Origin of the sequence: Flavobacterium paronense (assembly GCF_030409795.1) — a bacterium.
Lineage (GTDB): Bacteria > Bacteroidota > Bacteroidia > Flavobacteriales > Flavobacteriaceae > Flavobacterium > Flavobacterium paronense.
Window position 1 is genome coordinate 313,246 of sequence record NZ_JAUFQN010000019.1, and the last position, 21,083, is coordinate 334,328.

The following is a 21,083-nucleotide window of genomic DNA, read 5'->3' on the forward strand; positions in this document are numbered from 1 at the left end:
AGAACATGGAAAAATTTGTAATTACAAAAAGAACAAACGGTGACTTTCAGTTTACGCTGAAAGCCACCAATGGAGAGCGTATTTTAACCAGTGAAGGCTATGCCACTAAAGCAGGATGTGAAAACGGAATTGATTCGGTTAGAACCAATGTGCTGAATGTCGCACGCTATGAAAGGAAAGTAGCTGTAAACGGCAACTATTATTTTAACCTAAGGGCGGCAAATGGAGAAATTATTGGTACCAGCGAGTTGTATGAAAGTACAGCCGGAAGGGATAATGGGATTGAGGCTGTAAAGAATAATACGCCTCAGGCGACTGTTGAAGATTTGAGTTGAAATAACTACATTGCTTTTGAACTCCTTATCGTTGTGAGATGATGGGGAGTTTTTTATTTTATGGGAGGTAGTTACACTTTTAGTGTACTTTTTATTTTTAAAGCTGCTTTTAAAAAGGCATAGCAAAATTTTTTAAAACCAATGTATACTTTTAGTGTACTTTTTAATGGGGATATAAATTTTAGAGACTATAGCACTATTTTCTGAAATGAAAGTACACTTTTAGTGTACATTTTATTTTAAAACCGCATTTACGGTTTTCCTCATAATTGCTTTAATTAATAATTCTATTTTTAGCCGAAATTCTATTCAATAATAGTAGAAAAAAAAGTCACATAATCCCCGTCGTTGGGGATTGTATATGTGTGAGAATTTTGCTAAGTTTGAAGTGAACAAAAACCACAATGACCAACCAAAATCCAGAACAAATAGCTCGCGATAACATCGACAAGCAACTCCTTGCCTGTGGGTGGGTTATACAGGATAAGAAGCAGTTTAATCTTGCGGCTGGTTTAGGTATAGCTATACGCGAATACCAAACGGATGTTGGTCCTGCTGATTATGTACTATTTGTAGATAAAAAACCAGTTGGGATTATAGAAGCCAAGCGTGAAGAAGAAGGCGTTCGACTGACTACTGTGGAAGACCAATCCTCACAATATGCTAATGCTAAGTTGCGGTTATTGAATAACGATCCTTTACCCTTTGTATACGAAAGCACAGGAGAAATTACTCGTTTTACCGATTACAGAGATTTAAAACCACGTTCGCGTAACGTATTTACTTTTCACCGACCTGAAACTTTTGTGCATTGGTTGAGTCAATCCAAAACACTTCGTACCCGATTACATGACATTCCTCATTTACCCGAAGAAGGTTTACGCGATTGTCAAATAACTGCCATCAATAACCTTGAAAAATCATTTAAAGACCAGCGTCCAAAAGCCTTAATTCAAATGGCGACTGGTTCAGGGAAAACTTTTACGGCAATTACTGCCGTGTATCGTTTGCTGAAATATGCTAAAGCGAAGCGCATTTTGTTTTTAGTAGACACCAAAAACTTAGGGGAACAAGCAGAAGGCGAATTTAGAGCTTATACCGCGCAAGAAGATAATCGTTTGTTTACCGAATTGTATGGCGTAACCCGATTAAACAGCTCTTTTATTCCCAACGATTCGCAAGTATATATAAGCACTATCCAACGGATGTATTCTATTCTTAAAGAAACCGAACTCGATGAAAGTGCCGAAGAAGAAAACCCTAATGAATCTCGTTTTATTCCCAAGGAACCTGTGCCTGTGGGTTATAATGAAAAAGTGCCAATAGAGTTTTTTGATTTTGTGGTGATAGATGAATGCCATCGTTCTATCTACAACTTGTGGAAACAAGTGTTGGATTATTTTGACGTATTTCAAATTGGTTTAACAGCTACACCCGACAATAGAACTTTTGGGTATTTTAACCAAAACCTGGTTTCGGATTATGGCTATGAAAAAGCGGTCATTGATGGTGTTTTAGTGCCTTATAATGTATTTACCATAGAAACCGAAATTACTAAAAACGGTGCAAGTATTTTAAAGGAATTCAGCCCGCTTATAGACAGGCGTTCCCGACAAACCCGCAAGAAGTTTTGGGAAGCGCTTGATGAAGATGAAGTATATAGTGGCAAGCAATTGGATAAAGACATAGTTAACCCAAGTACGATTAGAACCATAATCAAAGCCACCAAAGACAATTTGCCGGCTATGTTTCCGGATCGTATGGACAGCAATGGTGTTTTTGAAGTGCCAAAACTATTAATCTTCGCCAAGACAGACAGTCATGCCGAAGATATTATAGAAATTGTTAGGGAGGAATTTGGAGAAGAAAACAAGTTTTGCAAAAAGATAACGTACAAAAGTGATGAAGACCCCAAAAGTGTGTTGCAACAGTTTCGAAATGATTATTACCCACGTATAGCCGTTACGGTAGATATGATTGCAACGGGAACTGATATACGACCCTTGGAAGTGCTGTTGTTTATGCGAGATGTAAAAAGCCGCAGCTACTACGAGCAGATGAAAGGACGAGGTACACGAACCTGTACGGTGGAAGAATTGAAAGCCAAAGGCACTCCTACGGCGAAGTTTAGCAAAGACCATTTTGTGATTATTGATGCCATTGGTGTAGAACAATCGCAGAAAACGGACAGCCGCCCTTTGGAAAAAGCACCGGGAATTTCATTAAAAGATGTATTGCAAAGCATTGCCATTGGAAATACCAGTGAGGAAATGTTAAGCACTTTAGCCAGCCGATTATTGCGACTGGACAAGCAATTGAATGACAAAGACAAAGCTCAATTTGCCGAAAAAGCGAATGGCATGACGATACCTCAAGTGGTGAAACAGTTGTTGCAGGCGCATGACCCTGATGTGATTGAAAGTACGAAGTGCGAAGTACAAAGTACGATGAAAGGAATGGCGCCTATTGAAATAGAAGCAGCCATTACCAAAGCCAACCAAGAACTGATTGAACAAGCAGTAGCGGTTTTTCATAGTCCTGAATTGCGCGATTTTGTAGTGGATATTAGAAAACAGTACGACCAATTGATGGATATGGTGAATATAGATGCTGTAACCAACATTGGATGGGTAAAAGACCATGCTGCCAATAGTGCGGCAGTGATTGAAGATTTTAAAACGTGGATTGTTACTCATAAAGACGAGATTACGGCCTTGCAGGTTTTTTATGCGCAGGATTACCGACACCGTACGTTTACGTACAAAATGATAAAAGAATTGTGCGATACTTTGAAAAAAGAAAAACCTTTGCTGGCACCTTTAGCCGTTTGGCGTGCCTATGAGCAATTGGAAAAAACCAACGGCTCTGCCAAAAATGAATTGATTGCCTTGGTGAGTTTGATACGCAAAGTGGCAGGCATTGACACTACGTTGACGGCCTATGATAAAACGGTTGACAAAAATTTTCAAGATTGGATATTTACTAAAAACGCCGGAAAGCACAACGCCTTTACCGAAGCGCAAATGCAATGGTTGCGTATGATGAAAGACTATGTAGCCAACAGTTTTAGTATAGACAAGGATGATTTTGACCTTAGCCCCTTTAATGCGGAAGGCGGATTGAGTAAAATGTGGGCATTGTTTGGAGACCAAACGGATAGTATTATTGAAGAATTAAATGAGGTGCTAGCTGCCTAAAGAGAATGCTTAATTATACAAAAAGGTTAAATCGATAATTAATTTTAACCTATTACTACAATTTTAATGTTATATTTGAAATATAATTATACCTTTGCAAAAGAATTGAGATGGATTTTACGTTTAGAAATAAAGAATTAGAAAAATTATACACTACCGGAAAGTCAAAAAAGCTTAAGCTTCCAAGCGATATAATTGAAAAATTCTTTGCCCGATTACAACAAATTGAAGCAGCAAACGATATTTATGATTTATGGAATGACAAAGGTTTGAATTTTGAAAAAATGACAAATACTGAAAACTCCTATTCCATGCGATTAAAAATAAAATACCGTCTTGAAATGGATATTGATTGGAAAAATAATGAACTAACCATCGGTGACTTTATTATAACCGACATTTCAAATCATTATTCTTAAAAACAAACAAATCAGTATGGCAACTACCCAAAAATTAAGACCCGCAGTTAAATTTGGCCCAGGCTATTTCATTAAAGAACAAATGGAATACCGTAGCTGGACACAAGATGAACTAGCAGAAGTGATGGGAATGACAAGTAAGCATGTTAACGCAATTCTCAAAGACAAACAAACCATTACCTTAGATACCGCTAAAGTGTTAGCTGAAGTGTTTGACACCTCCCCGCAGTATTGGATAAATTTAGATTCCAATTACAGGCTTTGGCTTAACGATATCCCTTCGGAAAAAGAAAAACAAGCTGAACTCAAAGCTAATATTTATGAGCGCATGCCCGTAAGAGATATGATTGCCAAAAATTGGATTCCCGCTTTTGCTGATGTGCATGAGTTGTGCGAAAACATATTAGAATTTTGGAATTGCAAAAAGCTTGATTTTGAGCAATGGGACAAGCAAATCACACCACTATTAGCCCGAAAGTCGGAGAGTTTTAATCAATACAAAGCTTCCTACACCTATACTTGGTATCATAAAGCTATGATGGTTGCAAGTACTTATACTGTTCCTGCCTTTGATAAAAAAGGGTTGACAGCACTCTACGATGACCTGCATAATTATACCATTCAAGAAAACGGTATCAATCAATTTTTAGAAAAGCTAAACCAATTGGGTGTTATCTTTTTCGTATTGCCTCATTTGCAAAAAACCTATTTAGATGGCGCGGCATTTTATTATGAAAACAGCCCTGTCATTGTATATACCGGAAGATACAAACGCATTGATAATTTTTGGTTTACCATTGCCCACGAAATAGCCCATATTTTATATCATCTTGATGAAAAAAATACCTTTTTCCTAGACAACTTTAGAGAAGAGGAAGTAAACGATTTAGAAACCGAAGCCAATCAACGCGCAGCCGAAAAACTAAAATATCAAGAAATAATAGCCTATTTGCAAACAAAGCTCAAATATTTATCAACCAATGATATTGAAAGCTGTGCGCAACATTTAGCCATACACCCTGCTTTGATTATTGGAAAATTAGCCTTTGATAAAACCATTTCTTATGCCAACCAAAGACTATATAACGAAGAAGTTTTGGAGTTGATTGACGCAAAATATTTGGTAAATAATGGATAAGAAATTATCAAAGGATTGGAAATTAAAAACTCTTAATGATGTTTCTAGAAAATTATCATTGAACAAACTTAAAATCAAGCAAAAAGAATATTTGCCTAATGGTTTATTTCCTGTTATTGACCAAGGGCAAGATTTAATAGGTGGTTATTATAATGATGCGAGTTTATTAGTCCCAGACGAGCCACCTTATATAATATTTGGAGACCACACTAAAGTTAAAAAATACATCCCTTTTAAATTTATTCCAGGGGCTGATGGGGTAAAAGTCCTTAAGTCAAAAGATAATATTTTACCAAAGTTTTTATATTATCTTCTTTTTACAATAAGGATTGAAGACAAGGGTTATGCAAGACATTTTCAATTATTAGAAAAAGAAAGTTTCTTAATACCAGACGATTTAGTAACCCAACAAGCCATTGTCTCCAAAATAGAAGAACTATTTAGCGAGTTAGACAAAGGTATTGAGGATTTTAAAACCGCACAACTACAACTCAAAACCTATAGACAAAGTGTATTGAAATGGGCTTTTGAAGGGAAGTTGACAAATGAAGATTTGAAGGATAGTGAGTTACCAAAGAGTTGGGTAATTAAAACATTGGGAGAAATTTTTAAAGTTTCAAGTGGAAGAGGAATTAAAATAAATCAATTAAAAGGAGGAAATTATTCTGTTTATGGTGGAAATGGTTTAAACGGTTATCATTCTGAATATTTCATTGAAGAACCTATTCTAATTATTGGAAGGGTTGGTGTAAAATGTGGAGTAACACATATAACAAATCCTAAAAGCTGGGTTTCAGATAATGCATTAATTGTAAAACCAATTATTAGTGATTTTGATATAAAGTTTTTTAAATTAAGGTTAGAATTTGAGAATTTAAATAAATTATCTGTTTCAACAGCTCAACCTGTAATCTCTGGAAATTCAATTTACTCGGTTTCTTTAAGTCTACCTAAAAAGGAAGAACAATACCTTATCGTTCAAGAAATAGAAAGTCGATTAAGTGTTGCTGATAAAATGGAGGAAAGTATTTCTCAAAGCTTGTTACAAGCCGAGGCATTGAGACAGAGTATATTGAAAAAGGCGTTTAGTGGGGAGTTGGTTTAAAAAAGAGAAATTATGATTGACGATAAATTAATTGAGAGTTATTTTACTGAGATTAAAAATTACCTAATCAATAAAGAAAATCAAATAAAATTTTCATTAGTTAGGAATCAATGCAGTGAAATTGAGGCAGGAGTTTATTGTTTTTTTATAGATAATAAAATAAGGTATATTGGAGAATCTGGATGTATAAAAAAAAGAATAAATGATTTATTAAATACAAAAAATCATTCTTTTAGAAGGTCATTTGGAGAATTGTATTTTTTATCTAATCCATTATACAAAAAGGCAAGTAGCACTTCAAGTTATCATCCAGATATTGAAATATTACTTAGTTCAAAAATGAATAAACATTTAAGTTATTCATTTTTTCCTATGAAAATAGGTAGAAAAGAATTTGAGGAATGGTTACAAGATTATTATTCTGAAGTTGAATTTTTAAACAAAAGAAAAAAGAGAAAATAAAAGAACATTAAGGTTATTTCTATATAAAAAGCATTTTAGTGGGATGTTGGATTAAAAATAAAAAATATGATAAATAAAGATGAAGTTAAAGACCTTAATGTAGGTTCAAGGGTCGCTGAACAAGAAGTTGAAGGTTTAAAGAATTACTTTTTAAAAACAGATTTGTGGGAACAAATTTTAGATAACGAAGTAGATGTTATATTCGGCTGTAAAGGTTCCGGGAAAAGCGCTATATATAATTATATGCCTAACTATGAACTAGATTTAATTGATAAAAACATTCATCTTTTACTAGCAGAAAACCCAAGGGGAGCAATCGCTTTTAAAGATTTAAATGTCACACCACCAACAAATGAATTTGAATTTAAAAGTATATGGAAATTATATTTTGTTATTTTAATATCCCAAAAACTTTCAGAAGAAAACTATTCTCATCCTGATTTTGATATTGTTCTTGAGAAGCTTCAAGATTCTGATTTAATACAGAGAAGGTCGTCATTTACATCAATTGTAAAAATGGTTAGAGATTATATAAGAAGGATTAATCCAACTTTTGAGCCAAATATAGGATTAGATCAATATACTGGAAATGTAAATAAAGTAGGGGTTAAAATTTCTTTATTAGAACCCTCAACTAAAGAATCTGACAAAGGTATTGTATCTATTGATAACTTATTTGAACTTCTAAATAATACATTAGTAAATAAAAAATCAAAAATATGGCTTGCTATTGATAGATTAGATGCAATTTTTCAAGAAAATTTCGAACTTGAGGCAAACGCTTTAAGAACACTTTTTCAGGTTTATATTGAACTTCAACAATATGAAAGTATTAGACTAATGATATTTTTAAGGGATGATATTTGGAATAAAATAATTGAAAATGGCTTTAGAGAAACTAGTCATATAACTAAGACGGCTACTATAAGCTGGGATAAAAATTCTCTTTTTAATCTAATTATGTCAAGATTTGAACAAAATGAATATTTATTAGAAAATTTAAAACCTGATTTATCAAAAGAAGAAAGATTTATTGAATTATTTAAAATAATCTTCCCTAAAAAGATTGCAGAAGGTGCTGAATTTAATTTTGAATGGTTTATTACTAAAATTAAAGATGGTCAAAATAATTCTTCTCCAAGAGAATTAATTCAACTAATTTCATCTGCTATTAAATATGAAATCAAATTGCTTTCTGAAGAAAAATCAAATGGGGATTCTATTATTTGTATGGAGTCATTATTTGAAGGGCTGAAGGATGCATCAAAAACTAAACTAGAAACAATTATTGCAGAGTACCCAAAACTTAAAATATTTATTTATAGAACAAAGGGTAAGAAACCTAGATTAAAACTTGAAGAATTAAAGGAGTTGTGGAATATTAGTAAAAAGGAAACTTTGATTATTATAAATAATCTAATCAAGATTGGTTTTTTTAAAGATGAATCAAAAAACCAATCAAATATTGAGGTTCTAATCCCCATTATTTTTAGACCTGCGTTGGGTATGCAATATGGTTATGATAAATAAATTAAAATGAGCAAAGAAAAATCGGCTAACACCTCGAGTATAGTATCCAAAGTATGGGCATTTTGCCAAACCCTTAGAGACGATGGCGTGGGCTATGGTGACTATCTCGAACAATTAACGTATTTGCTGTTTCTAAAAATGGCAGACGAATACACCAAGCCACCGCATAACAGAACGATGCCTATACCTGCAGAGTTCGCATGGGAGACCTTAACCATTAAAAGTGGTACCGAGTTAGAGTTGCATTACAACATTATGCTTCGCGAGTTGGCTAAAGAAAAAGGCATCTTGGGGCAAATTTTTGTAAAGAGCCAAAATAAAATACAAGACCCAGCCAAGTTGTATAAACTTATTGCACTAATCAATGCCGAGAACTGGATATTGATGGGTGTAAAAGACAAAGGGGATATCTATGAAGGAATCTTAGAGAAAAATGCCGAAGACACCAAAAGTGGTGCAGGTCAGTACTTCACTCCGCGACCGCTAATTAAAGCCATGGTAGAATGTTTACGTCCGGAACCCATGAAAACCATAGCAGACCCGGCTTGTGGTACTGGTGGTTTCTTTCTCGCCGCTTATGATTGGATAGTTGATAATAGAAACTTAGACAAAGAAGCCGCCAAGTTCTTAAAATATGAAACGTTTTTTGGGAATGAGATAGTGGCTAGTACAAGACGACTGGCACTGATGAATTTATTCTTGCATAACATTGGGGATATTGATTCGGATAATTTTATTTCGCCTAATGATTCCTTGATTACCGATTCGGGTACTCGTTATGATTATATCCTGGCTAATCCGCCATTTGGTAAAAAGAGCAGCATGACTTTTACCAATGAAGCAGGCGAACAGGAGAAAGAAGATTTAACCTATAACCGTCAGGACTTTTGGGTAACCACCAGTAACAAGCAATTGAACTTTGTGCAGCACATTCGCACCATGCTTAAAACCACGGGGCAAGCCGCAGTAGTATTACCGGATAATGTTTTGTTTGAAGGTGGTGTTGGAGAAACGGTCCGTAAGAAGTTATTAGACACTACTGATTTGCATACCATATTAAGACTGCCAACGGGGATATTCTATGCCAATGGAGTAAAAGCAAATGTCTTGTTTTTTGATGGCAAACCATCAAGTAAAGACCCTTGGACAAAAGAGGTTTGGGTATATGATTATAGAACCAACATTCATCACACACTAAAGAAAAATCCATTAAAACTATCTGACTTAAAAGATTTTATCAATTTATACAATCCGGAGAACCGACACAAAAGAAAGGAAACGTATAATGCCGAGAGCAATCCTGAAGGGCGCTGGAGAAAATTTGGGTATGACGAAATCATAGCCAGAGACAAAACCAGTTTGGATATCACATGGTTAAAAGATAAATCACTTGCCGATTTAGACAATTTACCTGACCCAGATGAATTGGCACAAGATATAGTGGAAAATATTGAAGCAGCGTTGGATAGCTTCAGGGCTATTATGGCGAGTTTAAAGTAAGACTTCTTCAAAACGTTGTAATAATTTAAAAATAGAATTATGAAAAAAGTAACAATTATATTGAGCCTATTTGTATTAATGATATGTACTTCGTTTAAAATGAAAGAGGGTAAATTAAGCACTACGTGTGATGTTGCTAATTTTTACAGCGCAGTTGAACCTAAAGACAGAGATACTAAAGTATTGACTTCTTCTGGTGATTTGGAAGAAGTAGATGTTATTTTAGTCCCTACAAAATTAGATATAGATACCTATAAAGTTAAATTAACACGTAAAGGTTCTAATCTATATAAAGTGGAACAAACCGATTTGTATATTGAAACAAAATACTGTTATGAATATGCGACTTATGAAGAGGTTATATTAAAAGTAACCAGTAGTTATGGGTATACTAAAGGGACTTTGATTTTTGATTAGTAAAATAAACATACATGAATTTTTCACCCTCAATAATTGATGATTTAAAATACTATGTGTATTTGTATTCACATCCTATCACTCATGAAGTATTTTATGTTGGAAAGGGAAAAGGAAATAGGGTATTTGCTCATTTACTAGACCAAACAGAGAGTCAAAAAGTACTATTTATAAAATCGTTGGAACTTCAAGGACTAAAACCAAAAATAGAAATATTGGTTCATGGATTAGAAGATGAAGAACTTGCATTAAGAGTTGAATCGTCAGTTATTGATTTAATAGGGATTCATAATTTAACAAATAAACAAAACGGCTATAAAAGCGCAACTTTTGGAAGAATGTCAATAGATCAAGTAACCGCACTTTACCACAAACAAAAAGGAGATATCGATGATGCTGTCATCTTAATTAGAATAAACCAAGCCTTTAGGTATTCCATGCCCGAAAATGAACTCTATGAATATACACGTGGTCGATGGGTTTTAAATCCGCAACGAGCCAAGAAAGCAAAATATGCTTTCGCGGTTTATCAAGGGGTAGTTCAGGAAGTATATGAAATACTGGATTGGTATAAAGCAGGTTCTACAAATAGTATTCGGTTAGAAGATACGCAATCTGAATTTAATACTATTGAAAGTTTAGAAGGACGATTTGAATTTGTTGGAAACATTGCGCCAAAGAAAATAAGAGATAAATACAGGTATATATCTGTTGAGCATTATTTTAAAAGGGGGAATTCAAATCCAATAATGTATATTAATTGTTAAAAAAAAATCAACTCACTTCCTTCGGCTTTCAGTCTTAGGTCTTAGCCGGAAAATACTAAAAGGATAATTCTATATCTTTACAACTAAACAGTAATGGCACCCCAATGAGTTACGCCGTGCCACGTTAGGAGAAGTTTTCAAAAATCCAATCATTATAGAATAAGGCATCCGAAGTTATGGATACAACTACAACACTTCTATTAATTATTTTTGTGCTGGTCTTTAGTGCGATTATATATGATGAGATAAATAATCTAAAATTACTAAAAACTGTCACAAAACCACATCGAGGTACGAGAACGGAGAGAGTAATGGTTATAAAACTTTTGAAATCAGGGATACCACACCAAACTATTTTCCATGATTTATATTTAAAAAAGGACAGTGGACATTATTGTCAAATTGACTTGGTAGTTGCTACAAAAGTTGGAATAATAGTTTTTGAAATAAAGAAATATAATGGCTGGATTTACGGGTTGGCAAATCAAACTCATTGGACGCAAGTTTTAGCGTATGGTAGACAGACATATCGCTTTTACAATCCAATACTTCAAAATAAAAAGCATGTTCAAGATTTAAAAAAACAATTACCTCAATTTCAAAATGTTCCTTTCTATTCTATGATTGTGTTTTTTGGGGACTGTAGTTTTAGAAATCTTGATTATGTCCCGAATAGGACATTTTTGGTAAATTCTTCTAGAGCTATTAAAGTAATGAATGAAATTTTAGAACAAAATGAGCCAGCAAAATATGCTAGTAAAAGAGAAGTAGTAAATCTTTTAAAGTCAGCTGCTTTAAATGGAGAAAGCGAGGAAATTAAGGCGAAACATATTCAAAATATTAAACGAAGATTTGGGTATTAACCTGCCTAAAACTGGCGTTTACTTTGTTCCGTTCATTTAAAGCTTCTCGATACAATTTTACAAACCAAAAACTAGCGTTTTTATTTTGTAAAATCACTCGAAGTGACGCGAATGTATAAATAACGGGATAGGCTAAAGTGACGTTACCCCGCAACAACCAATTCATCCGTTTACTATATTTACCTTCAAAACCAAACGCACTTAAGTTATACCCATCAAAATCCCATGAGTGTCATCAAAGAAATCTACGACCTAGCCAAAGACAGCGCCACGCTGGCCACCAAAGCCGCGGCTTTAAAACGCGCCTTAAAAGCCGAGTTAAAACTCAATAAAAAAATACTGGCCGATATAAGCAAGTCGGCTCCCATAGACCGCGAGCGCAGGTTATTAATAATCGACATGCTGGAGGTAGCCGAGCTAACCGCTGCGGTAAAATACGAAATGCCCTATGCCGCCATATCCCGAAAAAAAGTAACCCCCGAACTAGCCGAAAATCATAAGATAAAACGAATAGTTGGGTATGATCTTGAAACCTTAATTGAGGCGTTGTACCTAATGATTTCTTATTTAAAAAAAGATGGCAAAAACACGCAGATTGATTTGAACTTGCGGTTGATTAATGTTAGTAAGTATAGTGGTGTTTTGTTGGAGGTGTTGTGAGTTATAAGTTATGAGTTATGAGTTGTCGGTTATGGGTTCGTCAGTTGTCGGTCTTCTGTTTTTGGGAGTAAGTTGATGGGAGTAAGTTGATGGTTGTAGGTTTTGGGTTTTAATTCAAATTTCTTTTTGTAAGTAAAATTACTTATTTTTACGAAGTAGGATTTTAAAAACAGTACTTTGAACAACTTACCGGTATATCAAGCTCAGCAAACCGATGAAGAAATAAAGACACAATACTTATTTGTAAGTGTTGGTGTAAAAACAATCATCAAAGCAATAGAATATACACCTGTAATGGTAATAGGGACAAGAACTGTTTATAATCTTGGCTTTGGCGATTTTGATGAAGCATTAGGTACTATCATAGATGATGTAAATAGTAACAATGGAGATATGCGTATTGTATTCAATACCGTATTAAGTACAGTACCGATGTTTTTTTCTAAAAATGAAGAGGCTGTTATCATTGTAAGTGGAAGCGATAGTCATGAAGAATTTATAAATCATTGTTTACCTAACTGCAAAAAGAAATGTGTTGCACATTGTAAAAACTTTCAAAGACGAATTAAAACTTACCGCTATTATGTAGATAAAAATTTTGAAGATTTAAGTGTAGCGTATATTTTCTTTGGACGTAATAAAAGTAAAGCCAATACGTTTGTACAATATATACCTAATCATCATTATGATGATATATTGGTTTATAAGAAAAAATAATATAACTTTGCCTTAGATTAAATACTTGTTATTTAGTTAAATAGATATAAACAGACCATTATGAAAACAGAGAAAACAACTTTAAAAGCTTCTAAGGTTATTACTGTGTCTGCTAAGACAAAAGGAAAAATCGCTACGGTAGCAGCTACTATTAAAGGTAAAGAACTTTTTACCGATAAAGTAGCCTTAGCCAAAAAAACGCTAAGTGAATTAAAATCACTTCCTATTTAAGATACAATAGTTATAACATAAATAACAATCGGTTTAGCGCTATCTAAGCCGATTTTTTTTTAGTAATGCCGAGCAATTCTCATTTCTGAATCAGATAGCGCATTCCGTGCTTACCCCACCAAAAACCATAACTACCACAAAGCCTATCAATCCACCTGCTTAAAGCAATCTAAAAATCGAAAAACGGGCAACAGCTAATCTTCCCTTTTACGATATTTAGTAGCAAAACCACCTCACTTAAGTAAAACCAATTAAAAAAGCAGCAGTGTTATCTATTGCTATCGTATATAAGACAGCACTTTTTTTACGTAGTGCATTACCTACGGCTATGCCTGTAATTTATACAATGCTTATACCGCAGTTACATAATTCACAGATTAGGATGCATTAAACGATACTGGAGGCTGTCAGGGGTTTATTAAGGATACCTTTACCGGGCAGTTGTACTTAAATGGCTGCTTTACTCCCTAATCTATACTATGAAAAAACAACTACTATTGATAACTTCGGTGGCCTTACTGTGTTTTGCTTCAGCTGCAAATGCCCAGGCACCTGTATTGGGAACCTCTTCAGGTTTTGCCCTTTTCTCAACTAACGGAGCGGTCAGCAGTACCGGACTGTCACATATTACGGGTAATGTCGGCACCAATAACGGTTCCAGTACCAATTTCGGAAACGTAGACGGTATCATGCATGATGCAGATGGTACTACGGCGAATGCGGCGGCTTCCCTTACGGTTGCGTACAATCAATTAAACGCAGCCATTCCCAACTTTTTCCCGGCACCACTACTGGGCAACGGACAATCACTGAATGCCGGAACCTATTTTATCGGACAAAGTGCCAGCCTGAATAATACCCTAACCCTTAACGGACAAGGAAATCCCAATGCCGTCTTTATCTTTCAGATACAGGGGGCGTTTTCATCGGCAGCGGGAGCACAAATCCTACTGACCAATGGAGCAGTAGCCTGCAACGTCTTCTGGAAAATAGAAGGGCTGGTAGATTTAGCCTCCAATACCGTCATGAAAGGAACTGTCGTGGCCAATAACGCTGCCATCATACTTAATTCAGGGGTCTTTTTGGAAGGTCGCGCACTTTCAACCACCGGAGCCGTAACGGTTTCAGGAGTGACTGTAGTAACACCGCTGGGTTGTGGAACGCCAGTACTTACCGGACCTGCTGCACCGGCACTGAATTCCGTGTCCTGCTATACGGTATTTTCAGGAAATGGAGCGGTAGCCAACACTGGGGTTTCTTTTGTAACAGGCGATATCGGAACCAATGTGGGTCTTACAACCGGCTTTCAGGCCGCCAATGTAACCGGCACCATACATCCAAACCCTGACGTATCGACGGCACAATGTGCCTTTGACCTGAACACTGTATACACCTATCTTAGCACCCTTCCTGTCGATATAGAGCTGCTTTATCCTGCCGCTTTTGGACAGAATCTGGTGCTGACACCGCATACCTATCTTATGAATGCGGCCACGGTATTGAACGGGACCGTTTTCCTAAACGCCCAGCATAATCCGAATGCTGTATTTGTAATCCGGATTGTCGGTGCACTTTCCACCAGTACCTATGCGGCTGTAGTATTGCAGAATGGGGCACAGGCTAAAAATGTGTTCTGGAAAATTGATGGGGCCACCAGTCTGAATGATTATACTAACTTTAAGGGAACCGTGATAGGGAACAACGGAGCCGTACTACTGAATTTAGGTACCCAGGTCGAAGGGCGTGTCCTAAGTACAAGTGGCGGAATAGCCACTTTTGGTATCAATGCTCAGATGACAGCGGGTTGTACGCTGGGGCTAAACGATGTTATAAAAACCAGGGCGCAATTGTACCCAAATCCGTTTACTGCTTCTTTAAATATAACTTTAAATGATTTGGATAATGGTGCAGCGGAACTTACGATTTACAATACCCTGGGGATGCTGGTTATGAAAACTTCACTAACGCAAAACGAAACGGTTATCCCGATGAGTCTTGCTTCAGGAGTGTACTATTACAAACTCACCGGAACTAATGGAACGCTGCAAAGCGGCAAGCTTATTGCAAGACCATAACGGCTGTATAAAAATAAACGCTTTCTAAAACATAAAAACCGATTGGGAAACCAGTCGGTTTTTCTTTTGGAAAATGGAGTCGGTAGTGGGAAAATATACGCTCAACAGTTCGAGTGTTTTTAGTTGTGTAGTTTGGTAAAGAAAGGATATCGTGCTTACCAAAAATTTATCGAGAACCGTTGTTAAAACTAAAGCTTCTCGATTAGCTTCGCTCAATTCGGCTAAAGCCTCGGGTCAATTTTTAAAACTAAGAACTCGCGTTCTCACTTTTAAAAATCACTCGAAGTGACGGTTCGCGTAAGTGAGAGGTTATTTATACGTCGTCAGCTATACAGTCGTCATCTTGGTTTATCCCGATGCCTATCGGGAAGTGTTTTTTTGTTGACCGCAGCGTAGAAAAACCGCGGCAAGTTAGCGCCAATAATTTGGAGGTTCACAAAAAAAGAGTATTTTTGATACTATCAAATGATACTATCAATGAAGCCTCCTTATGACATTACTCCGAAAATTTTAAAATTAATACGTGCTATTTCTGAAAAAATCGGAGAAGTAAATGCTAATTATCTCACCAAACAATCACCACAATTGCGAAAGCAGAATAGAATCAAAACAATTCATTCTTCTTTAAAAATGGAAGGTAACACTTTGACTATAGAGCAGATTACAGCATTGATAGAAAACAAAAGAGTTATCGGTCCGGAAAAAGATGTTATAGAAGTTCTAAATGCTATCAAAGTTTATGAAAAATTACACAGCTATACATTTTCTTCAGACAAAAGCTTTTTGAAAGCACATCTCGAGTTAATGAATGGACTAATTGAAAGTGCGGGAAAATATAGAAAAGAAGGGGTTGGAATAGTTAAAGGTACCATCGTTGAACACATTGCCCCGCCATTTGACAGCGTTCCGCATTTGATGAAAGATTTGTTCGAATATCTGAAAGATACGGATGAATTAACACTACTAAAAAGTTGTGTGTTTCATTACGAAATGGAATTCATCCATCCCTTCCTTGATGGCAATGGCAGAATGGGTAGATTATGGCAGACTGTAATTCTGATGTCTGAATATCCAGTTTTTGAGTTTTTACCATTTGAAACCTTAATCAGTAAAACCCAAGATGACTATTATAAATCATTAGCGTTAAGCGATAAAGTTGGGAATTCAACTATCTTCATTGAATACATGCTTGGGGTTATTGATAAATCATTGAAAAATTTACTGAATTACAACAACAGAGTTTTAAAAGATACCGATCGTTTAGAATACTTTTTAAACCTCGGCATTAAAGAGTTTAGCCGAAAAGAATATATGAACATATTTAAAGATTTATCATCAGCAACAGCAAGCAGAGATTTAAAAAAAGGACTGGAAATGAATAGGTTGGAAAGTGTTGGCAATCTCAACAAAACGAAATATATAGTGAAATAATTACTATAGCTAATAGTGTTGCCGGTAAGTTAGGGTTGAGTTGTAAGTTATGAGTTATAAGTTGCGGGTTTTGTTTATAGAAAGCTTCTCGATACAATTTATGTTCCGTTGCACTCCACAAAAATCACTCGAAGTGACGGTTCGCGTAAGTGAGAGGTTATTTATACGTCGTCACCTATACAGTCGTCAGTTCGAGTGTTTTTGGTTCGTGGTTTGGTAAAGAAAGGATATCGTGCTTACCAAAAATTTATCGAGAACCGTTGATATTAAGAGGAGGAAGCCCAGTGGGCTTCAGGTACACGAACTTTAGTTCGTCAATAGAATATATCGATAACCATTGTTTAAACTAAAGCTTCTCGATACTATTTTTGTTCCATTGCATTCCACAAAAATCACTCGAAGTGACGAACCTACAACCTACAACTTAGTAATCTTACTCGTCACTGCATACGTATCCGTAGTGGCTTTTACCAAATAAATCCCCGAGGCCAAGCCATTCATAGGCAGCACCACTTCCTGATCTCCTACTTGCGATTGGACCGTTTGTTGGTACACCATCTGACCCGAAAGGTTGTATACGCTAAAGTTTATCGCTTCGCCTTGTGTATTCTCTAACTGAATGTTAGCGGTAGCACCAACAGGGTTAGGGTATACAGTGAGTTGGAACTTAGACTCCAGAGTGCGGTTTACTTTTTGGGTATCGGTATAAATAGCATCCCCTTGTGCATCGTATTGCGTCAAACGATAATACACCATACCCGTGGCATAACTTTCATCTGTAGCGCTATAACTCGCTGAAGCCATTCCTTTTCCGGCTTGGGTAGTCAGTAGTTCAAAATGGATGTTGTCAAACGAACGTTCTATAGTATAGCTTTGGTTTTTGGTCTCCTGGGTGGTGGCCCATTTTAAAAGTACTTTTTTAGGTTGGGCTATCGCTAAGAATTCTGATACAGCAGCAATGCTACTTTTTCGGGCAGCATCATTACGGGTATACCAAATAGGAGCCGTTACGATTCTTTTACCATCCGATTCGGTTATGTCGATATAATAGTAACGAGATGCTAAGTTAGCCAAGGCCGTGTGGGTAAACGAAATAGACCCCGTGGTAGTACTGGTTAATACAGTCGCATTTGTACCACTACCTGCTATTCCTGAATATATTTTTAAAGACGTCACCGGATTGCTAGTGGTGGTCGTTACCGTAATGGTAGGAGCTCCGGCAGCCGTCATTATCGTCCCTAAAGGTTTGTTATTGACTTTAAACGTTACATACGCCCCACAATCCTCGGAAGCATAAAAGCGCATCGCTCGCATGGCACTTAACACACTACTTTCGTTTAAGGCTGTAGCTAAAACTACCGTTCTGGAGGTGGCGGTATGCCCATGGGTTACATTGTGGTTATCATGGTCTATAGTTGGTCCTAAATGATAGCCTCTGGCCAACATATTACGGTAAAAGCTAAGATACAACATAGATGAAGGCGGGTCGGTATAGGTTACATCCAGCGAGGTAGAAGGGCCATTCTCTACCGCCGAACCTACTACTGCATCATCCGCAGCGCTATCATAGGTACTCATAATACCATTATAATCGGTATTGTTTGGGTGTGCCAATGTAGCAAAAGCATTACTACTGCTATAACTGTTGATCACATTAAACAATCCGGTACTTCCGGTATAGGTCGACAGCGGTACATAGATATCATAATTGTTCGTATCCCATCCTACTAATTTATCCACACCATATACTACTACGTGACCTCCACCCGAGATAACACCCCATTCCATGCCATACATGGCTACGAAAGAGGGAGTAGTAGCCGCAGCAGCTTGGGAGCGACCCAAGGCATAATTGGCCAAGGACATTCCGGCACTCAAGTGGTTGTGTTCGCTAATGCCTAAGAAATCCATACAGTTGGCCGTATCCCCAAAAGAGAAATCGCCTGAAGGCAATCCTGTCCCATCACTATACTCACTGTGCGAGTGGAAATTACCAAAGTAATAATACAAGGGCGCTTCCAAAGTAGTAGCCGAACCCGTTAATGGCGCAGTCGTTTTATAAACAGGGCCTCCGCTACAGCTGGTATTGTTATAGCTAAAGACATAAAAATAATAAGTTGTGCTGGCAGATAAACCTGAAGCAGCAAAGGTATTGGTACTTCCGGCACTTACCACCGTAGCATTCCCAAAAGTAGCGCCAGTAGTATAGGTAGTTCCGTTAGCTGGACTAGCGGTTAAGGATGCCGCGGTACTATAGGCCACTAAATAACCACTAGCCGCAGTGGTCGTAAAAGAACCCGTGGCTGTGGCACTCGTAGTCCCCGAAAAGCTTAAGGCAGTAGGTTGGTCAGCCGGAGCCACACAAGGGGCAGCAATAGTTGCAAAACTACCCGTTAAAGGAGTGTCTGTTTTATAGGTTATCCCTCCGCTACACCCCACATTGTTATAGGCAAAAACGGTTATATAATAGGTGGTGTATGGTGTTAATCCGTTAAGGGATAAAGAAGTGGCGTTGCTACTACTTAGTACCGTACCGTTGCCTAAAGTATTCCCAACAGTATAGGGAGTACCATCCGTTGGATTAGCCGATAAGGGTGCTGCGCTATACACCACTAAATAGCCATCGGCAGTAGAAGCGGTAAAAGAACCTGCGTTGGAAGTGCTTGTTGGCGAACCAAAAGTCAAGCCGGTAGCTTGGTTAACCGGAGCCACGCAAGGGGCAGCAATAGTAGCAAAACTACCCGTTAAAGGAGTAGTTGTTTTATAGGTTATCCCTCCGCTACAGCCCAAATTATTATAGGCAAAAACGGTTACATAATAGGTAGTGCCTGGTGTTAATCCGCTTAGGGATAAAGACGTAGAAGCGCCACTGCTTAATACAGTTCCGTTGCCTAAAGTGTTCCCTGCTGTATAAGTAGTACCATCCGTTGGATTAGCCGATAATGCTGCGGTACTATACACCACTAAATACCCATTGGCCGTTGTAGCGGTAAAAGAACCTGTGTTGGATGTACTCGTTGGCGAACCAAAAGTCAAGCTCGTAGCTTGGTTAGCCGGAGCTGTACAAGGGGTCGACAATTGGTAGCCCAACCGTTTCGGGTCGGTAGTTCCTGCTGCTTGAACAGTAGCAATAGTCGCACTAGTCCATTGCGATGATGTATAAGTAGCTGTTGGTGTGGTCACCGAAGTATTTCGGACATAACTGCTATCGGTAGCATTAATGCCAGTACCAAATTTGTCTATAATGGTATTGGAAGCATTTAAGAGCGCTATACCATCATTCCCAGTGAAGTTGATAACAGTATTGCTGGTTTGGGCTGCACTTGCGGCAGTTAGATAGGGTATTTCAGTTCCATTCCCCGTATTGCCAATCAACACAGAACCATAAGCAGGTATAGTAACCGTCAAATTAATAGTGCTGGTCGCTGCTCCGTTAAAAGCAATTTTACCCGTAGAACCTGTTACGAGCCAAATACCTAACTTTAGTTGGGGTGAGGCAGTATTAATGGCGGTATTCCCCGTATTGGTTAACTCAATCCATTTGTTAGTTCCTGTGCCTTCATAATACTGTGAGATTATGACTTGAGCCGAAGCGGAATGTACTGATACAACGGCTAAAACTAGAGATGCTAACTGCTTTATAAATAGTACTGTTTTGTTCATCTATTGTGATATTTTATAGTAAAAGAAATAAAAATATTTTATTCAAGGAATAGAAATGCAGCGCATAATCTGGTTTTATGCACATTTTGTTAACAAATCAGCATTATTTTACTATTTGGATTACATTTTTGTTAATTTTCATGCATTTCCTTTCTCACAAAGCGAAGAAATGCTTTTAGGGAAAGAAATAATCATAAGAAAAACCTATAGTAAAAAGGGGTTGAGGTTGAGAAGCAAGGAAAAAGGGAGAAAATAAAGTGACGGATTGAGTAAGAGAGAGGTTATTTATTCGTCGTCAGCTATACGGTCGTCAGTTTGAGTGTTTTTGGTTCCGTACTTTGGTTAGGAAAGGATAACTTCTCAACCAAAAATGTATCGAGAACCGTTGTGCATACTAAGCTTCTCGATACAATTTTTAAAACTAAGAACTCGCGTTCTCACTTTTAAAAATCACTCGAAGTGACGACCCCGCATACGTCAGTTCGAGTGTTTTTGGTAATGTTGTTTGGTTAGGAAAATAAATCGTCCTTACCAAAAATGTATCGAGAACCGTTGTTTATGGAAAGCTTCTCG

General features: G+C 36.9%; 17 protein-coding genes. 16 read left to right on the forward strand and 1 reads right to left on the reverse strand.

The genetic code is table 11. The annotated features are described in order from the left end of the window. The first annotated feature begins 5 nt into the window (after window positions 1-5). From QWY90_RS03035 to QWY90_RS03110, 16 genes are all read left to right on the forward strand, one after another. Entirely contained in the window at window positions 6-335 is a 330-nt protein-coding gene (locus QWY90_RS03035; RefSeq protein ID WP_290284367.1) for a YegP family protein, read from the forward strand. Window positions 336-739: 404 nt separating this feature from the next. Beyond that, window positions 740-3,532: a type I restriction endonuclease subunit R gene (locus QWY90_RS03040; protein ID WP_290284368.1), complete on the forward strand. Its 2,793-nt coding sequence runs from the start codon at window positions 740-742 to the stop codon at window positions 3,530-3,532. 110 nt (window positions 3,533-3,642) lie between these two features. Further along, a complete protein-coding gene (locus QWY90_RS03045; RefSeq protein WP_290284369.1) occupies window positions 3,643-3,951 on the forward strand; it encodes a type II toxin-antitoxin system RelE/ParE family toxin in 309 nt (102 codons plus the stop codon). Between the two features lie 16 nt (window positions 3,952-3,967). Continuing rightward, window positions 3,968-5,089, forward strand: coding sequence for a HigA family addiction module antitoxin (locus tag QWY90_RS03050; RefSeq protein ID WP_290284370.1), 1,122 nt, complete (start codon window positions 3,968-3,970; stop codon window positions 5,087-5,089). Continuing rightward, window positions 5,082-6,194 carry a restriction endonuclease subunit S gene (locus QWY90_RS03055; protein WP_290284371.1) on the forward strand — a complete coding sequence of 371 codons (1,113 nt, stop codon included), beginning with the start codon at window positions 5,082-5,084 and terminating at the stop codon, window positions 6,192-6,194. Before QWY90_RS03050 ends, QWY90_RS03055 begins: the two co-directional genes overlap by 8 nt. A 12-nt stretch (window positions 6,195-6,206) precedes the next feature. Beyond that, window positions 6,207-6,656 (forward strand): GIY-YIG nuclease family protein, encoded by a 450-nt coding sequence (locus QWY90_RS03060; RefSeq protein WP_290284372.1) that lies wholly within the window; start codon window positions 6,207-6,209, stop codon window positions 6,654-6,656. A gap of 66 nt (window positions 6,657-6,722) precedes the next feature. Next, complete coding sequence (locus QWY90_RS03065) at window positions 6,723-8,186, forward strand: P-loop ATPase, Sll1717 family (RefSeq protein WP_290284373.1); 1,464 nt, start codon at window positions 6,723-6,725, stop codon at window positions 8,184-8,186. Between the two features lie 6 nt (window positions 8,187-8,192). After that, on the forward strand, window positions 8,193-9,686 hold the full coding sequence (locus QWY90_RS03070; protein ID WP_290284374.1) for an N-6 DNA methylase: 1,494 nt from the start codon (window positions 8,193-8,195) through the stop codon (window positions 9,684-9,686). Window positions 9,687-9,725: 39 nt separating this feature from the next. Then, entirely contained in the window at window positions 9,726-10,103 is a 378-nt protein-coding gene (locus QWY90_RS03075; RefSeq protein ID WP_290284375.1) for a hypothetical protein, read from the forward strand. Window positions 10,104-10,117: 14 nt separating this feature from the next. Beyond that, the gene (locus tag QWY90_RS03080) at window positions 10,118-10,870 is read left to right on the forward strand and encodes an LEM-3-like GIY-YIG domain-containing protein (RefSeq protein WP_290284376.1); all 753 of its coding nucleotides are present in this window, start codon (window positions 10,118-10,120) and stop codon (window positions 10,868-10,870) included. Window positions 10,871-11,046: 176 nt separating this feature from the next. After that, window positions 11,047-11,733, forward strand: coding sequence for a nuclease-related domain-containing protein (locus tag QWY90_RS03085; protein ID WP_290284377.1), 687 nt, complete (start codon window positions 11,047-11,049; stop codon window positions 11,731-11,733). 225 nt (window positions 11,734-11,958) lie between these two features. After that, window positions 11,959-12,393, forward strand: coding sequence for a hypothetical protein (locus QWY90_RS03090; protein WP_290284378.1), 435 nt, complete (start codon window positions 11,959-11,961; stop codon window positions 12,391-12,393). Between the two features lie 177 nt (window positions 12,394-12,570). Further along, on the forward strand, window positions 12,571-13,110 hold the full coding sequence (locus tag QWY90_RS03095; RefSeq protein WP_290284379.1) for a DUF6934 family protein: 540 nt from the start codon (window positions 12,571-12,573) through the stop codon (window positions 13,108-13,110). Between the two features lie 60 nt (window positions 13,111-13,170). Continuing rightward, a complete protein-coding gene (locus tag QWY90_RS03100; protein WP_290284380.1) occupies window positions 13,171-13,341 on the forward strand; it encodes a hypothetical protein in 171 nt (56 codons plus the stop codon). A 479-nt stretch (window positions 13,342-13,820) separates the two neighbouring features. Next, on the forward strand, window positions 13,821-15,416 hold the full coding sequence (locus QWY90_RS03105) for an ice-binding family protein (protein WP_290284381.1): 1,596 nt from the start codon (window positions 13,821-13,823) through the stop codon (window positions 15,414-15,416). A 477-nt stretch (window positions 15,417-15,893) separates the two neighbouring features. Then, window positions 15,894-16,847, forward strand: a complete 954-nt coding sequence (locus QWY90_RS03110) for a Fic family protein (protein WP_290284382.1) — start codon at window positions 15,894-15,896, stop codon at window positions 16,845-16,847. A 417-nt stretch (window positions 16,848-17,264) separates the two neighbouring features. Here the strand turns inward: QWY90_RS03110 and QWY90_RS03115 are convergent, their stop codons facing one another. After that, on the reverse strand, window positions 17,265-20,510 hold the full coding sequence (locus QWY90_RS03115) for a CehA/McbA family metallohydrolase (protein WP_290284383.1): 3,246 nt from the start codon (window positions 20,508-20,510) through the stop codon (window positions 17,265-17,267). Window positions 20,511-21,083 lie beyond the last annotated feature (573 nt).

Excerpts from the sequence above, each read along its gene's own strand:
- QWY90_RS03035 (WP_290284367.1), top strand. The coding sequence starts at position 6 with ATGGAAAAATTTGTAATTACAAAAAGAACAAACGGTGACTTTCAGTTT.
- QWY90_RS03040 (WP_290284368.1), top strand. The coding sequence starts at position 740 with ATGACCAACCAAAATCCAGAACAAATAGCTCGCGATAACATCGACAAG.
- QWY90_RS03045 (WP_290284369.1), top strand. The coding sequence starts at position 3,643 with ATGGATTTTACGTTTAGAAATAAAGAATTAGAAAAATTATACACTACC.
- QWY90_RS03050 (WP_290284370.1), top strand. The coding sequence starts at position 3,968 with ATGGCAACTACCCAAAAATTAAGACCCGCAGTTAAATTTGGCCCAGGC.
- QWY90_RS03055 (WP_290284371.1), top strand. The coding sequence starts at position 5,082 with ATGGATAAGAAATTATCAAAGGATTGGAAATTAAAAACTCTTAATGAT.
- QWY90_RS03060 (WP_290284372.1), top strand. The coding sequence starts at position 6,207 with ATGATTGACGATAAATTAATTGAGAGTTATTTTACTGAGATTAAAAAT.
- QWY90_RS03065 (WP_290284373.1), top strand. The coding sequence starts at position 6,723 with ATGATAAATAAAGATGAAGTTAAAGACCTTAATGTAGGTTCAAGGGTC.
- QWY90_RS03070 (WP_290284374.1), top strand. The coding sequence starts at position 8,193 with ATGAGCAAAGAAAAATCGGCTAACACCTCGAGTATAGTATCCAAAGTA.
- QWY90_RS03075 (WP_290284375.1), top strand. The coding sequence starts at position 9,726 with ATGAAAAAAGTAACAATTATATTGAGCCTATTTGTATTAATGATATGT.
- QWY90_RS03080 (WP_290284376.1), top strand. The coding sequence starts at position 10,118 with ATGAATTTTTCACCCTCAATAATTGATGATTTAAAATACTATGTGTAT.
- QWY90_RS03085 (WP_290284377.1), top strand. The coding sequence starts at position 11,047 with ATGGATACAACTACAACACTTCTATTAATTATTTTTGTGCTGGTCTTT.
- QWY90_RS03090 (WP_290284378.1), top strand. The coding sequence starts at position 11,959 with ATGAGTGTCATCAAAGAAATCTACGACCTAGCCAAAGACAGCGCCACG.
- QWY90_RS03100 (WP_290284380.1), top strand. The coding sequence starts at position 13,171 with ATGAAAACAGAGAAAACAACTTTAAAAGCTTCTAAGGTTATTACTGTG.
- QWY90_RS03105 (WP_290284381.1), top strand. The coding sequence starts at position 13,821 with ATGAAAAAACAACTACTATTGATAACTTCGGTGGCCTTACTGTGTTTT.
- QWY90_RS03110 (WP_290284382.1), top strand. The coding sequence starts at position 15,894 with ATGAAGCCTCCTTATGACATTACTCCGAAAATTTTAAAATTAATACGT.
- QWY90_RS03115 (WP_290284383.1), bottom strand. The coding sequence starts at position 20,510 with ATGAACAAAACAGTACTATTTATAAAGCAGTTAGCATCTCTAGTTTTA.